We start from the raw sequence: 15,404 nt of genomic DNA, 5'->3' as shown, positions 1-15,404 counted from the left end.
TAGATAACGCAATTTTGAGGCCGCAAAATTGAATAATTCCGATAACATGTTCTTTTGAGGAAATGCTATTTAACAATTTAATAATTTGACCTCATGGCCTTATAAAGTAGAACTAACTAGCACTATACTTGTATTAAATTGCATTTTTACGTAGACTTTTTTCAAACTTCCCCTATCCTAATCTGCTTCCTTCAACCTTAATTATCCGTTAACGCACCGTTAACACAGCCTTAACATTGCCTGTCTACTTTTGCGGGCGTTAAACCTCCCTGCCCTGACAAGGCATTTTTATCCAATCACAACTATTACTCATTTAACTCACCAAACATGAATCGATTAATTACCGGACTCATTGTGGTCATCGCAATGTGCTTCTGCTCCGCCAATCTTTACGCGCAGGGTAACGAAGCAACCATCATTGGGAAAGTCACCGAAGTAAATGCAGGCCCGATCCCGGGCGCAACCGTTTTGGTCAGAAACGAATCCACTGGTTTTCAGGCGGGTACAGTTACAGACATGAACGGAGACTACATTATCAAGCAATTGCCGCTTGGTTCGCCTTACTCCATCACCGTTTCCTTTATTGGTTTTGGAGAGCAAAAGAAAACAGGATACGCATTGAACCAGGGCGATCAGCTGAGGCTGAATTTCGCGATGGAAAACAGCGCTACCGAGTTGCAAGCCGTAGACATTAAGGCTAACTCGTTGAAAAACACTGTTGTAACATTGGGTTCTTCTACACCGATCACGGCGAAAGACATTGCCAAGTTGCCTGTTAATGGTAGAAATTTCACATCCCTTATCGATCTTTCGCCTTTGAGCAACGGAAGCAGTTTGGGTGGACAGCTCGCGTCTTCTACCAACTTTACTTTGGATGGTATGACATCGCGCGGAACTATTGCGGGTGGATCAACGCAGGGAGCTTATTCCATTTCAATGGAAGCAATCCGCGAATTTAAAGTAGTTACTAACGAATATGACGTTACAATGGGCCGTGCAGGTGGTGGTACAATTAGTACAGTTACCAAATCCGGAACGAACAAACTTTCAGGAAGCGCATTTACATTTATGCGTACAGATTGGCTTTCAAGCGGTTATGATTTGAGAGGAAACAAAAGGGTGCAGGATTTCTCCACCTATCAATATGGAGCTTCATTGGGCGGAGCGATCAAAAAAGACAAGGCGCATTTCTTCGTAGCATGGGATCACCAGGCCGACTCACGTCCTTTATACATTGCCAACATTCAGTCCCCTGCTGATGAAGCTGCCAACAAAGTGACGCAGGAAACTTTGGACAAGTTCTCTGACATCGCCAGAACAAAATACGGCGTTTCAAATAACCCTCAGTTTGGTGCTTTTGGAAAGAAAAAGGGAACTGACGCTATTTTTGCGAAGATCGACTGGCAGTTGAATTCAAGGAACCTTTTGACGCTGCGCAATAACATGGTGATTGAAAACGACGCGCTTTCGGAAGGTGACAATAGTGGTATCAATGCTTATGAGTCCTATATCGACCGGAAAAGATTTGATAACAGCATCATGGCATCGTTGCGGACCATTATCAACCCAAAAATCACCAATGAGCTGAAATTGCAGCACTTTTATGAAGATCAGGCTATCATTCCAAGCTCTGAACTTCCTTCGGATGGTATCCCGCGCGCAATCGTTGAAAACGTGCAATCTGTTTCAGGAACAAACAATTACAACACTTCAATCCAAATCGGTGGACAGCGTTTCTCGCCTGAATGGTTTAAAGGAACTGTGGTTCAGCTGGTTGATAACTTTTATTACAATACAGGAAAGATCAACTTTACTTTCGGTCTTGACGTGATGTACAACCGGATGAAATCGCGTTACGGAAGCGAGATGAACGGACGTTTTTACTTCACTGGTCTGGAAAATTTCAACAACCTGACGCCTTATCGTTATGCAAGGGAAATTAACCTGCTTGAAGATCCAAGCAATGTTGTAAACTCTCTGAGCACAGGAATTTATGCTCAAATGGACACAAAACTGGCGCTCGGTCTCGAAATGATGGCAGGCTTGCGTTTGGACAACACACAATATCTGAACAAAGCGAATTTCAGCCAGGTGGTTTTCGATGAACTGGGCTTGCGTACGGACAATGTGATCAACACGACGCAATTACAGCCACGTGTACAATTTACATGGGATGTAAATGAGCAGAGCAAGGATATCGTTCGTTTCGGTGCGGGTGTTTTTGGCTCGGCTTTGAACCCTTACTCGATGATCAACAACATGCTGTTTGACGGAACAAGAGTTGCTTCGGTGGAAATCCAGGGCGACCTGGTTCCAAAGCCAAACTTCCCCGGCTACCGCGCAGATCCTTCCACAGCACCAGGCGCAGAGCTTTTCAACATTCCTGGCATTGAAAGACTGGTAACTATCAACACCAATAGCAAAGACGCGAAAATCCCGGTTGTTTATAAAACCAACTTCTCTTACAACCACTTTTTCAGCGACCGTCTGCGTGTGGGTGTGAGCGGATATGCTTCATGGGCGCGTAACAACTATATGTATGTAGACCGCAACATGGTAGAAGATCCATTCTTCCGCATCGCAGCGGAAGCTAACCGTGGCGTATATGTGCCGGCTGAGAGTATTAATGCTAAAAACGGTGCAACCAACTGGTTGAACAGCCGTAAGACCAAAAATGTAGGTCGCGTGCTTGAACTGAACAGCGAAGGCAAGAAAAACCAGTATGCAGTTGTAATCGACGGAACATATCGTTACTTCAAAGACGGACAGATTACTGCATCTTACACATGGAATGATTCAAAAGACAACACATCTTACAACGGAAACGTGGCCAACACAGCAACGCTCGATTTGATGGTGGCTGATGATCCGCGCAATTTGAGCAAGATGGCTTATGCCAACAACCAGTTCCGCAGCAAAATCGTATTCTACGGAACAGCGCCAAGCATTTATGGTGTAACAATCGGTCTTCGCTACTCAGGAATTGGCGGAACGCGCTACTCGATGGCAGTAAGCGGTAACATGAACGGTGACTTCGTATCGTCGAATGACTTGGCTTACATTTATAATCCGAATAACCCGGAAACACCAGAATATATCCGCAAAGGCATCCAGACAATTCTTGACAACCCGGAAGCAGAGCAGAGCATTAAGGATTATATCACAAGGGATATGGGCAAAATGGCTGAGCGCAACGGTGGTATCAACGATTTCTATGGTGTGTTTGACTTGCGTCTTGCGAAACGTTTCAAACTGTTCCAGGGACATGGATTGGAAGCTTCTGTTGATATTTTCAATGTTGCCAACATGTTGAACCACGATTGGGGCGTTGGTAAAAACCTTGGAAAACAGAACCTTTACACCATCAAAAGTTTCGATCCTGCAACACAGCAATATGTTTACAACATGAGTGCAGGAACCGGTGTATCCAGCTTGAACGGTAACCCTTACCAAATTCAGCTTGGTTTGAGATACGGGTTTTAATAAAAAATAAAAAGCTACCCTTGTCCGCTCAGGCGGACAAGGGTAGCTTTTTATTTTAGCAGAATGCATTAAAAAAATAAATACAATGAAAAAAATATTTGCCTCCATAGGCCTTTTCGCTCTTTCATTCTCCACATTCGCGCAAGATTCTCACGTGATCCTCATCAGCATTGACGGGCTTCGTCCTGAATTTTACAAAGACGCAAACTGGTCCATGGTGAACCTGCGCCAGGGTATGCAAACCGGCGCTTACTCCGATGGTGTTACCGGGGTTTTCCCAACTGTAACCTACCCTTCCCACACCACCATTATCACCGGAGTTAAACCTATTAAGCACGGCGTTTATTATAACACGCCTTCTGAGCCGCTCGAAGTGACGGGCAAGTGGATCTGGGATTACAGCACGATTAAAGTGCCCACGATTTTTAGTGTTGCAAAAGAGAAAGGGTTAAAAACAGCCTCGGTTTTCTGGCCGGTTTCCGTAGGCAGCCCCGCTGATTATAACATTCCTGAGTTTTGGTATTTACCTGAAACAAAAGGCGGAAAACGCAATATGACCAAAGCGCTTTCTGAAAATTCGTTTCCAAAAGGTCTGTATGAAGAAATCCAGCAGAATGCCACCGGAAAGCTTGAAGAAATTGATTTTGACGGCGATTACCTGAGCATTGACGACAACATGTCACGCATCAGCAGTTACCTGATCCGCCAGTACAAGCCGTCATTTCTGGCTGTACACCTTGTTGCCGTCGACCATTTCGAGCATGAGCAGGGACGTGACGGCGACAAAGTGAGGGCTTCTCTATCCAGCGTGGACCGGGGCATTAAGGCTATCATTGAGGCCACTGAAAAAGCAGGCATCCGAGAGAAGACAACATTCATTATTACGGGCGACCACGGTTTTGTAGACATCCACACCGCCATTGCACCTAATATTTTGTTAGCGAAAGCAGGACTTTACGACCCGAACAACAAGGCAGCCTGGAAAGCCTATTTCCACAGCTCCGGCGGCTCAGCGTTTTTACATTTGAAAGATAAAAACGATACAAAAACGCTTGAAAAAGTGAAGCAAATCCTGGATCAACTGCCAGCAAATCAGAAAAATCTTTTCGCAGTAAAAGACCGCGCAGCACTGGACGCAGTAGGTTCCGATCCTAATGCATCTCTCGCCATCGCGCCTGTGCAAGGCATCACCATCAGCGGAGCTGCAACTGGCGATTTCATGCGCGCATCCAGCGGAGGCACCCACGGCTTCTTCCCCGACTTTAAAGAGATCCAAACCGGCTTCGTAGCATTCGGAAAAGGCATCAAACCAGGCGCCGTAGTTCCTGAAATGGGCCTGCAAGACATCGCCCCGATCATTGCCAAGCTATTAGGGTTAAATTTTCCAAGCGCCGACGGGACTTTGTATCCGGGGTTGTTGGTGAACGAGTAGGATTGCCAGGAATGATATACGTTGGAAGCAAAATCGGTCATTAGCACACATTCTAAGATAAAATGTGTGCTAATGACCGATTTGCATTATCACTGAGATTGAGTTTACTTAAACATCTTAGTCAGATCATTCAGATCCACATCGCCGTCGCCGTCTTTATCCAGCCCTAACTTGGCGCCCATACTGCCGAGGTTTCCACCTAAGCCGCCGCCGGAAGACGTGCTGCTTCCACCCAGGTTCCCACCGCCGAACCTGCCGCCGGTTAGTGAGCCGAGTAAGCCGCCGAGGTCGAGTCCTCCGGCCCCGCCTTGTCCGCCGCGGTTGGCCATTTTAGCGAGGACAACCGGTATAATTGCCGAAGCAATGCTTGCCGCTGTGCTGCCATTGATGCCGAACTTCTGCATAATGTTGCCTGTAAAATTATTTGAGATTTGCTGAACCGCCGGGTTACTTTCGGCCTGGCCGTTCTGCACTGACTCGAACAGGCTATTCACCTGATCCGGCTCTTTGATATTACTCAAACCATCTACGATGGACGACTGAGCTTCCTGCATAACGGCCTCGTTGTGCTCGTTTGGCACTTCGTTATTCTCAACAACTGCCTGTTGTCCGTTTTGTTTTATGAGATTGAACAATTCATCAAGCATGGTTTTTCAGTTTAAAATTTGAAATCTTTAAACTAAACAAACCATGCCAAGTCATCCTACAAATACAACTTGACCATTTCGCGCCAATATCGCGGGCGGTGCGCCTCCTCATCCCATATGTACAGTTTGTGCGGCACGCCTATTTGAGATAATGCAGCGCTTAACCGCTCGTTATCGGCCAGAAACGAATCTTCGCGGCCTATTACCAGGGTAATGTCTATCTTTCTGATTTGTTGCAGGAGTTTTTTATCACAAATGCCGGGCACAAAGTGGTTGGGCATATTGTAATAAATATTCTCATCGAAATAGCCGTCAAACAGGTCGGCGAAAAAAGGCAGGGGTTTGGTAAGGTCGTAGCGGGCGCTCATGCCCACAATTTTGGTAAAAACTGTGGGATGTTTTAATCCAATGTTCACAGCATGATAACCGCCGAGGCTGCATCCGGTGACAGTTAATTGTTTTGATTTGTTTCTTTTTTTGATAAAAGGAATAACTTCTTTCAAAATATAGCGTTCGTATTGCAAATGTCTGATTATCCGCTGGTTAGGCGGATCAGATGAATAGAAACTTTCCTGATCAACGCTGTCAACACAAAAAACCTGGATTTCTCCATTGACGATCCGCTCGCGCATGGCCTCAATAATTTTCCAGTTTTCCAGATCATAAAAATGGGCGGCGCGGGTCGGGAAGAACAGAATAGGAACGCCTCCGGAACCGAAAATCAGCATTTCCATATGTCTGTTCAAGGCGGGGCTGAACCATTTCTGGTACTCCCTTTCCATGACAACGGCATGCGGTGCGCTTATCATATTAATCGTTCGTTGAGAGGTTTAACGCGTTTCGGATTGCCTTCTTCCATAATGCATAGCCGGACGGACTTAAGTGTAATCCGTCCTGTTCAAACAATTCCCTCGCAGGCGTGCCTTGCTCATCAAGCATGGCGGGAAAAATGTTAATATAATGCTGATTAGGATCTTCATTGATCTCCTGCAGGATCAGCCTGTTCGCCGTTTTTATCTGAGAAATGATTTCCCAACGTTGTAAACTGGGCTTAATGCTAATATAATAGCAGGGGATATCGCCAAATTTCACGCGGATCTGGCCGATGAGCTGCCTGTAATAAAGGCAAACTTCCATCGGATTCCGGCCATCGCCCAGGTCGTTGTCGCCTGCATAAATAATTACCGTCTTTGCGGAACTGACTTGCGCCATGATCCGGTCGAAAAACCAGGAACATGCTGCCAATGTTGAACCTCCAAAACCCAGATTAACAGGTTTAATATCCTCAAAATCCGTATACAATGTAGTCCAGAGATTAATGCTGGAACTACCATAAAACAATGTTTCCGGCTGAAAAGACAACTTTTGACATTCCTTTTCCACCCTCACAACTTCATCCTCATACCAATTCATACGCAATATAATGTTCGCCCAAAATCCGACTTCTTAAAAGTACGATCTTAATGTTACGCGTCTGTGAACTCCACATGTTTTAATGTTACTTTTTGCGTATCAAATTCGATCCTTCGCGGCAAATACAATGTAATCAAAGAACATACCAGGTGCATAACGAGTAGCCTCTTTGTGATAGCTACAAGTATAAAGTGTGTTCCTTTTCCTAAACTCTCCTATTTATATTCATGAAATCGCTCTTTTACTGGGTCCTTTTTTTTCCGTTTCACCTCCTAGCACAATCCGTGCCAGACCAGAAGTTTGTTCAGGAAGTAGTTACAATACACGGCTCTGGAACGGGTTTGCCGAATGGGAAAGTGATTCAGATCGCATTCAAAAATAATCAGCCGGTTGCGTCGATTGCAGGTAAATCCGCACAGTTCAGTAACGGCAAATGGATTACAGTCTCCAATGAAAAACCGGCTCCCAAAGCTTCGTTACCAGTCATCCCCGGAACAAAAATATTGGCTGCCATACCTTACAAGAATGGTCAGGCAATTGGTTGTGCCGAAGGTTTATATTTTTTTCAAAAAGGCAAAAACCCCGAAAGGATCTTCCCGGAAAACGAACATTATAGCTGGTCGCTCCGGAATGTTGCAGCGCTGGTAACCGATTCCAAAGGTCGCCTTTGGTTTGGGTCTGAGGAAGGTGTTGGTTATCTGGATGGAAATAAATGGAAATTATTTACGGGAAAGGAAGGTTTGCCCTATAACCAGTTCACGTGCGCTGCGGCAGGACCTGACGGAATCGTTTGGTTTGGCACAAAAAAAGGAGCTATTCAAGTTGATAATGATCAGTTTAAATATCGTTTCAGCCGCCGCTGGCTTCCAGACGACCACGTGAATGCCATCGCCATTCAGGCTAACAACGGCACCGTGTGGATTGGGACGGATAAGGGTATCAGCCAGATTGTACGGCAGTCCATATCACTTGAAGAAAAAGCCCGGATCTTTACCAGACAGGTGGAAGAACGCCATAACCGCATGGGTTTTGTGGCGCAAAGTCATTTGAAAGAGCAGTTTAATGTAGCCAGTTCCGAGGTTGCCATTTCGGATAATGATGGCATGTACACCTCCATGTACGGAGCCGCACAAGCATTCCGATATGCCGCTACGGGTGATCCTGAGGCAAAAGCACTGGCGGACAGAAGTTTCAAAGCCTGTAAATGGCTCGTGGACATCACGCATGAAAAGGGCTTTCCCGCAAGGGTTATTATCCCGGTGGACTGGCCCGAAAAAGTAAACGAAACACACAGTCGCGAGGATAATCTCCGTAACCAGCAGCACGATCCGATGTGGAAGGACATTTACCCGCGTTTTCCCAAAAGCAAAGACGGCAAATATTACTGGAAATGTGATACCAGCTCGGATGAGCTGGCCGGACACTTTTTCTTCTATGGCATTTATTATGATCTGGTTGCCAAGACCGAAGAAGAAAAGCAGGCAGTACGGGATGTGGTCGGCGACATGACCGATCATTTGATACGCCATGGGTACAAACTTGTAGATCACGATGGCAAAGTGACGCGCTGGGGTGATTTTTCTCCCGAATATTTCAATTCTGTGTATGGCTATGATCAGCGAGGCCTGAATTCAGCGGTGATGCTCTCGTTCCTGAATGTTGCCAGGCACGTTACGGGAGATAAAAAATATGATGCGGAGGCCAAAATCCTGCGCGACAAGTATAATTATCATATCAATGCCATGCATCCAAAGGAGTTTTTCCCGCCGGAAAACGTCGTTCCCTGGGACAACAACATTTGCTTGATGAGTCTTTACGGATTAATTAATTACGAAACGGATCCTTCACTCTTGCTCATGTACCGGCAGGGATTGGAAGTGGCTTGGCAGCACATTAGCAAGCAAAAAAATGCATTCTGGGATGCAATTTACGCAGCTCTTGCAAATCGCTTTACCCAACAGGCTGACCAGAAAATGTTTGAAAACAAAGGGCTTTTTCCAGAAAACAGATTATATGCATCAAAAGTCGTAAAAGCGCACCAAAAAGGAAGTTACCGCACCGACTTCATCCTTGAAAACCTGCAAAAGATCCCGCTGGACCTGATTGGCTACACCATGGACAACACCCATCGCCTCGACATCGTTTTTGATTCCTCTCCCATGCAGGAAAAAAATATCGGGTGGCGCACAGACGGCTACGCCCTGCCCATCGACGAGCGCGGCCACGTACGGCAAGACCGTGACGGCTTCGCCCTCCTGGCATCCGAAGGCGACGGCCACGACGAACACGAAGGAACATTTTTCCTCCTGCCGTACTACATGGCCTATTATCACGGATTACTCGGAAGCGGTGAAGCAAAGTAAGGTTGTGTTTTCCTCACCTACGGGTGCTTTCCAGTGCCCGGCACCTGTGCCTGAAATTCTTTCCTCGCAAAAGTCAGATGGCTGATTCCTTCCCTACTTTCGCACTTCACGTTTATCCAGCTCGGCATCGACGGGAACCACGCCTTCCAGATGCTTTTTATAAGCCGCTGTCAACTCTTCGATTACTTGCGGGTTTTTGTTTCCAATCTCAAATTTCTCGGAAGGATCGTGTTCCAGATTATATAATAATGGCGGATTGTGCTCAGCAGCAGGCTTTTGCGAATATGAAGGATTTGTTTTGAAATGCGCTTTGTATGCTCCCTTTCTGATCGCATATAAATTGTTGGCATCATAGTAATACACAATGTCGGTCACCTTGTCCGATTTGCCGGTGAGAATGTCTGCGATATTATTCCCGTCGAGGGGTATGTTTGCAGGTGCCTCTGCCCCAGCCCATTTTAAAATTGTCGGATACAGGTCCATGGAAGTTGCAATGGCAGATGAAATCTGAGGCTTTACAGTTCCAGGCATCCATGCAATCGCGGGAACGCGCATGCCGCCTTCGTAAGTGGACGCTTTTGCTTCGTAAAGCAAGCCAGACGAACCGCCATTTTCATCGATCAGCGACTTCATTAGCCATGGGCCATTGTCGCTCAGGAACACCACAAATGTGTTGCTATCGAGTTTAAGCTCTCTCAATTTATTCAAAATCTGCCCCACACTCCAGTCCAGCTCCTCCACCACATCACCATACAAGCCGCGCTTGCTTTTTCCAGCAAAATCAGGTGACGCATGCAATGGCACATGGGGGAAAGGGCTCGCGTAGTAAATAAAGAATGGTTTGTTTTTGTTTTTGGTGATCAGATCCGTAACCTCAGTCGTAAATCTTTTTGTCAACAGATCCTGGTTCGGCTCGGTTTCAAGCAATTTGGAATCACGATACAATGGTAAGGGCGGATTTTCAGTGGATAAAATGGGTTTCCCGTCCTTACTGGTGCGGAATGATTCCTTGCCCATGTCATTGGAGTAAGGAATGCCGAAATAGGAATCGAAACCATAGTTAAGCGGCAAAAACTCAGGAAGTGAGCCCAGATGCCATTTCCCAACAATGGCAGTTTGGTAACCCTTCGATTTTAGTGCTTTGGGCAAAGTCGTCTCGCGTTTGGGAAGCCCGCTGGTGGAATTGATAAAAAAAACTTTGTTGGCACTGTTTGTCCCAAAAACGCCGTTTCGGATTGGTAACCGGCCAGTTAGCAATGCGGCGCGACTAGGCGAACACACATTGGCTGCGACGTAAAATTGCGTAAAACGCGTTCCTTCCAGCGCCATTTTGTCCAGATTCGGCGTGCGGATCGTGGGATGACCGTAAGAACTCAAATCGCCATAACCGAGGTCATCTGCCAGGATAATAATAAAGTTTGGCTGCTTGACTTTCTGGGAAAAACCGGTCAGAGAAAGTAGAAACAATGCTGTCGCAAAAACAGAAAAGAGGCTTTTTTTCATATTTATATTTTATAAAAACCAGTGTAAAGTCCAGAGCTTATTTGTACCCTTCATTCTGTTTCAGGCTGGGGTTACGATCAATTTCGCTTTGCGGCAATGGGAATAGCACCTGGTAATCAAATGCGACTTTGCCCCTTCCTTTGGCCAGCTCAATGAATTTACCATGGCGGATCAGGTCCTGGCGGCGAAGTTCCTCCGAGAAAAACTCCCACCCTCTTTCCTTCAATATCTGCGCACGGAAAGCATCTTTGGTCGATACGCTGGCTAATGTTAAGGCAGTAAGGCCTGCTTTTACGTGAACCTGATTTAAAAGTGCAAGCGCTTCGGGCGTAGGGCCTGTCAATTCGTTTAATGCTTCGGCTTTGCTCAAAAGAATGTCGGCATAACGGACCACAGGAAAATCGTTCCCTAAATCCGCACCTGTCGCATTCAGATCTTCTTCAAATTTGAAGCTCCGCTTGTCGTCCTGGCCCAATATAATGTGCTTTCCATTCAGATCGTCATATTCAGTTAGAAAAACCTGACGCCGTTGATCCTTAGGGTCAAATGAATCATAAAAACCAGACAATGTTTTGAGCTGGGTAGCATAATTTGCTTTGGCTGTGCCTTTGTACTTATAATTGGGCGGCGCTGCGTGAGGCAGATAGTTGGTGCCCAATCCAGGCTGCGCAACGTGCGGACGAACGTAAATGAACTCGCTGTTCACCTCATTGGCCAGCTTGAAAAGATCCGCGCGATTTGTCGAATTGAAAAGACTGTAACTGTTCAGGTCGATTACCTTTTGGGCAGTCTCGTCGGTTTTAGCCCAATTTTTATTATTTAAATAAAACTTCGTCAAAAACGCCAGCGCGGCACCCTTTGTGGCTCTTCCGTACTGTGTTGCTTTCACGGGCAGGATTTCGCTTACGGCTGTCAATTCATCCGTTACAAACTTCACAAACTCATCCTTGGAAGCCCTGGCTGGCCGGTCCTCGCTGGTGCTGATGCTGCTCGTAATGATCGGTGTGGGGCCAAAAAGGTCGTACAGATAAATGTATCCGCTCGCCCGCAGGAACCTGGCTTCGGCCACGATCTGCTTTTTTCTTTCTGCGTCAAAATCGATGTTCGGCACATTATCAATGACCAGGTTAGCGCGGTAAATGCCGCTGTAATAGCGCGTCCAGGCCGCATCAAAGAATTCGTGAGACGCATTCCAGGTGAAATCTTCGAGCGGTTGCGCCAGTCCGCGAAGTCCGCCTTCCCGAATGATAATTAAGTCCGTGGTCACCTCGGCCATTACAAAAATATTGCGAAAGCCATCCGTGCCCTGCTTTTGTTCAAGGGAATAGGCAGCATTCAGAAGTGCCTCCGCGTCGTCGGCAGTATTAAAAAAATTATTGGGGCCAAAGGACGAAAATACTTCTTCTTCCAGGGGTTTATCGCAACCCAAAACGGTCAGCAACAAAAAGATATATATCAGCTTTTTCATTTTATTAGGATCTTCTGCAATGTTATAAATTGATACTCAGACCTGCTGTGTAGGTGCGCGATAGCGGGAACGCATTGTAATCCGCACGCACATTGGACGTTCCGAATGCACTTACTTCGGGATCGTAGCCGGTGTATTTGGTAATGGTGAACAAGTTTTGTCCGGTCACATAAATCTGCACATTACGCACAAATTTCCACTTCGCCGTCGGGAAGTTGTAAGTCAGTTGCAATGTTTTCAAACGCAGGTAAGACGCATCTTCCACCGCCCTGCTGTTGACATTGCTTGTGTAAGCCACGGCCACAGGAATTGCTGATGAATTTGCATTCGTCGGATTAGCCGGCGTCCAGCGGTCGGTGTAGGTTTCCACCAATCGGTTCCGGCGGAACGAGATCGGATTTTCAGATTCGGTGCGGTTCAGGTTGAAGATCTGGCTTCCCTGTACGCCCTGGAAAAAGAAAGAAAGATTAAAGGGGCCGTATGTAAAATCGTTGTTCAGGCCGTAAGTAAATTTGGGAAAAGGAGAGCCCAGAATCGTGCGATCCTGCGAATTGATCGTACCGTCACCGTTCACATCGCGGTATTTGTATTCTCCTGGTCGCGACAATGGCTGCGCGGAACTGGCAATGTTATCGCCCGTTTGAAAAACGCCGTCAACAATGTAACCATAGTAAGCATTCAACGGGTCGCCTTTGCGGATGATCGTAAAATCATTGGTAAAACCCGCCGAACCACCCAGAATAAACGGCAGCGCGCCCAGATCCGTCACCTCATTTTTGATCGTAGAGAAATTTGCGGAAGTTCTCCATGTGAACGGGGCCGTAATGTTGATTGAATTTAAACCCAACTCAAACCCGGAGTTTTTCAACCCGCCTATATTTTTGAATGTTGTCGTAAAACCGGTCGTACGCGGCACGGGAAGTTGCAGCAGCAAGTCTTTTGTTTCTTTTTGAAAATAATCAATGCTACCCGTCAGCCTGTTATCAAATACACCGAAGTCAATTCCTAAGTCCAGCTGTGTGGTTGTTTCCCATTTCAGGTCCGGGTTTGGCAACTGCGTTGTGGAGATTCCTACATAAGGCGTGCCGTCAAAAATCGCCTGGCCCTGCGGTCCGAGCAATACCAGTGATTTGTAGCTTCCGATATCCTGGTTACCGGTCACACCATAGCTGGCGCGGAATTTCAGGTCAGTGATCGCATTCACATTTTTCAGAAAAAGCTCGTCCTTAATCCGCCAGCCCAATGCTACGGATGGAAAGACGCCATATTTATTGTTATCTCCGAATCTTGACGAACCGTCTGCACGAATGGACGCGGTCAGCAAATATTTATCATACAAATTATAGTTAACACGCCCCAGGTAAGACAGCAGCTGGTTTTTGGTCCGGCCGGTTCCCAGCGAAAAAGTGCTTTGCGCACCCGCCGCGAGATTATCGGTTCCCAATGCATCCAGCGGGAAATTCTGTGCACCCGCCGTCAATGTGCTCGTTTCGAATTCCTGAAAAGTATATCCGCCCAGGATTTCCAGCTGGTGATTTTTATTAAAAGCTTTATTGTAACGGGCCGTGACCTCGATCAGGTTATTGTACGAATTGCTGGTCAGTACATTTGCAACGCCTTTTGTTCCTTCCGCCCTTTTCGTAAGCCTGGAAGTGAAAATATCGCGGCGGGAATCTTGCCGGTCGGTTCCAAAATTCACCTTTGCAGAAAGTTCAGGGAGGAAAAAGTACTCCGCAAAAACGCTGGCGAACGTCCGGTTAGTGGTTGCAAAGTCGCTTACTTCATTAGCCAGTCCAACCGGATTTTCCAGGTTTACGATCTGTGTTTGCGTCCAGGTCCCGTTCGGATTTTTGATGGTCAGCGTCGGATCCTGGAAGATGGCGGTGTTGATCACACCTGCGCCTTCATTTACGCTCACACCATTGGGCACGAAATCGTCTTTAACATTACTGGAATTGAGATTCAATCCGAATTTGAATTTATCATCGGTGTAATTGAGGTTTACGCGCCCCGTGTATTTTTTAATACCTGAGCTGATCACCACTCCTTTCTGGTCCAGGTAATTCAGCGACGCATAGTAATTGAATTTGTCCTGCCCGCCCGAAAAGCTCAGCTGATGATTTTGAACTGAGCCTTTCCGGAAAATTTCATCCTGCCAGTAAGTACCATCCCCTATCTGCTCAATTTGCTCCGCAGAGAACTCGGGTGCCTGTTTCTGGTCGGCTCGCAGGTCATTGAGCAGGCTGGTATACTGTTTCGCATTCAGCACCGGGACTTGTTTGGTAACTTCCGAAATCCCCCCTGAAACTGCATAATTGACATTCAGCTTGCCTTTTACACCCTTTTTTGTTGTGATCAGGATCACCCCGTTCGCGCCGCGGGAACCGTAGATGGCCGTTGCGGAAGCATCTTTCAGGATTTCTACCGATTCAATATCATTCGGGTTCAATGCATTCAGGGGGTTACGTGGCGCCTGCTCGGTTACCACCGTTGAGCCGGGCACAACGGAAGTGTTGTTAATTGGCAAACCGTCAATCACATATAGTGGCTCGTTGTTAGCATTTATCGAGTTTGCCCCACGGATACGAATTGTAACGCCGCCGCCCGGTTCCGAGCTCGACTGTGTGACCTGCACTCCCGGCGACCTTCCCGCGATGAGCTGATCCACAGATGTTTGAACGCCTTTGTTAAAGTCTTTGGCGTCCAGCGAACTCACTGAGCCTGTCAAATCCCGCTTCTTTTGTGTGCCGTAACCGACTACTACAAGTTCGTTAAGCTGTCGCGTATCGTCGCTCAGCTGCACATTCACTTGAGAACGGCGTTTAACCGGTATTTCCTGCGTGAGGTAACCAATCCCGGAAATCACCAGTATGGCATCGTCGCCGGCTTGCAGCTCGTAAAATCCTTCGGTGTTGGTTGTGGTTCCGGTCGTTGAACCTTTTATCAGCACATTAATGCCGGGCAGCGCGGACTGATCGTTGGTTGAGGTTACTTTTCCTTTGATTAAAGTTTGCGCGAGGCCTGGGAAAGCCAGCAGCAGCAAGCCAAAGGTTAATGTCCTTAAATGAGGGGAATGGAAAGGTTGAGGCATTGTA

9 protein-coding genes are annotated in these 15,404 nt (G+C 46.8%); 3 read left to right on the top strand and 6 right to left on the bottom strand.

What is annotated here, in order from left to right; translation table 11 throughout:
- Positions 1 to 327 precede the first annotated feature (327 nt).
- Both B5X68_RS18400 and B5X68_RS18395 read left to right on the top strand, forming a co-directional pair.
- A complete protein-coding gene (locus tag B5X68_RS18400; RefSeq protein ID WP_082216241.1) occupies positions 328 to 3,483 on the top strand; it encodes a TonB-dependent receptor in 3,156 nt (1,051 codons plus the stop codon).
- 85 nt (positions 3,484 to 3,568) lie between these two features.
- The gene (locus B5X68_RS18395; protein ID WP_229208476.1) at positions 3,569 to 4,915 is read left to right on the top strand and encodes an alkaline phosphatase family protein; all 1,347 of its coding nucleotides are present in this window, start codon (positions 3,569 to 3,571) and stop codon (positions 4,913 to 4,915) included.
- Between the two features lie 104 nt (positions 4,916 to 5,019).
- Here B5X68_RS18395 and B5X68_RS18390 read toward each other — a convergent pair whose 3' ends face one another.
- From B5X68_RS18390 to B5X68_RS18380, 3 genes are read right to left on the bottom strand one after another with little or no spacing between them, the layout of a single operon-like run.
- Positions 5,020 to 5,562: a hypothetical protein gene (locus tag B5X68_RS18390; protein WP_082216240.1), complete on the bottom strand. Its 543-nt coding sequence runs from the start codon at positions 5,560 to 5,562 to the stop codon at positions 5,020 to 5,022.
- A gap of 56 nt (positions 5,563 to 5,618) precedes the next feature.
- The gene (locus B5X68_RS18385; protein WP_229208475.1) at positions 5,619 to 6,371 is read right to left on the bottom strand and encodes an esterase family protein; all 753 of its coding nucleotides are present in this window, start codon (positions 6,369 to 6,371) and stop codon (positions 5,619 to 5,621) included.
- 1 nt (position 6,372) lies between these two features.
- On the bottom strand, positions 6,373 to 6,975 hold the full coding sequence (locus B5X68_RS18380) for a GDSL-type esterase/lipase family protein (protein WP_082216239.1): 603 nt from the start codon (positions 6,973 to 6,975) through the stop codon (positions 6,373 to 6,375).
- Between the two features lie 227 nt (positions 6,976 to 7,202).
- Here B5X68_RS18380 and B5X68_RS18375 point away from each other — a divergent pair, with 227 nt between their 5' ends.
- Positions 7,203 to 9,338, top strand: coding sequence for a hypothetical protein (locus B5X68_RS18375; RefSeq protein WP_082216238.1), 2,136 nt, complete (start codon positions 7,203 to 7,205; stop codon positions 9,336 to 9,338).
- A 93-nt stretch (positions 9,339 to 9,431) separates the two neighbouring features.
- On the opposite strand, the gene B5X68_RS18370 is transcribed toward B5X68_RS18375, so the two are convergent.
- The 3 genes from B5X68_RS18370 to B5X68_RS18360 are packed head-to-tail and all read right to left on the bottom strand — an operon-like array spanning position 9,432 to position 15,400.
- Positions 9,432 to 10,841 (bottom strand): sulfatase family protein, encoded by a 1,410-nt coding sequence (locus B5X68_RS18370; RefSeq protein ID WP_082216237.1) that lies wholly within the window; start codon positions 10,839 to 10,841, stop codon positions 9,432 to 9,434.
- Positions 10,842 to 10,878: 37 nt separating this feature from the next.
- A complete protein-coding gene (locus tag B5X68_RS18365) occupies positions 10,879 to 12,309 on the bottom strand; it encodes a RagB/SusD family nutrient uptake outer membrane protein (protein ID WP_082216236.1) in 1,431 nt (476 codons plus the stop codon).
- Positions 12,310 to 12,331: 22 nt separating this feature from the next.
- Positions 12,332 to 15,400 carry a SusC/RagA family TonB-linked outer membrane protein gene (locus B5X68_RS18360; protein ID WP_082216235.1) on the bottom strand — a complete coding sequence of 1,023 codons (3,069 nt, stop codon included), beginning with the start codon at positions 15,398 to 15,400 and terminating at the stop codon, positions 12,332 to 12,334.
- Between the last annotated feature and the right edge of the window lie 4 nt (positions 15,401 to 15,404).

Origin of the sequence: Dyadobacter psychrophilus (assembly GCF_900167945.1) — a bacterium.
GTDB classification, from domain to species: domain Bacteria; phylum Bacteroidota; class Bacteroidia; order Cytophagales; family Spirosomataceae; genus Dyadobacter; species Dyadobacter psychrophilus.
This window is presented reverse-complemented; position numbering and strand designations above follow the sequence as displayed.

Excerpts from the sequence above, each read along its gene's own strand:
- B5X68_RS18385 (WP_229208475.1), bottom strand. The coding sequence starts at position 6,371 with ATGATAAGCGCACCGCATGCCGTTGTCATGGAAAGGGAGTACCAGAAA.
- B5X68_RS18395 (WP_229208476.1), top strand. The coding sequence starts at position 3,569 with ATGAAAAAAATATTTGCCTCCATAGGCCTTTTCGCTCTTTCATTCTCC.
- B5X68_RS18390 (WP_082216240.1), bottom strand. The coding sequence starts at position 5,562 with ATGCTTGATGAATTGTTCAATCTCATAAAACAAAACGGACAACAGGCA.
- B5X68_RS18370 (WP_082216237.1), bottom strand. The coding sequence starts at position 10,841 with ATGAAAAAAAGCCTCTTTTCTGTTTTTGCGACAGCATTGTTTCTACTT.
- B5X68_RS18400 (WP_082216241.1), top strand. The coding sequence starts at position 328 with ATGAATCGATTAATTACCGGACTCATTGTGGTCATCGCAATGTGCTTC.
- B5X68_RS18375 (WP_082216238.1), top strand. The coding sequence starts at position 7,203 with ATGAAATCGCTCTTTTACTGGGTCCTTTTTTTTCCGTTTCACCTCCTA.
- B5X68_RS18365 (WP_082216236.1), bottom strand. The coding sequence starts at position 12,309 with ATGAAAAAGCTGATATATATCTTTTTGTTGCTGACCGTTTTGGGTTGC.
- B5X68_RS18360 (WP_082216235.1), bottom strand. The coding sequence starts at position 15,400 with ATGCCTCAACCTTTCCATTCCCCTCATTTAAGGACATTAACCTTTGGC.
- B5X68_RS18380 (WP_082216239.1), bottom strand. The coding sequence starts at position 6,975 with ATGAATTGGTATGAGGATGAAGTTGTGAGGGTGGAAAAGGAATGTCAA.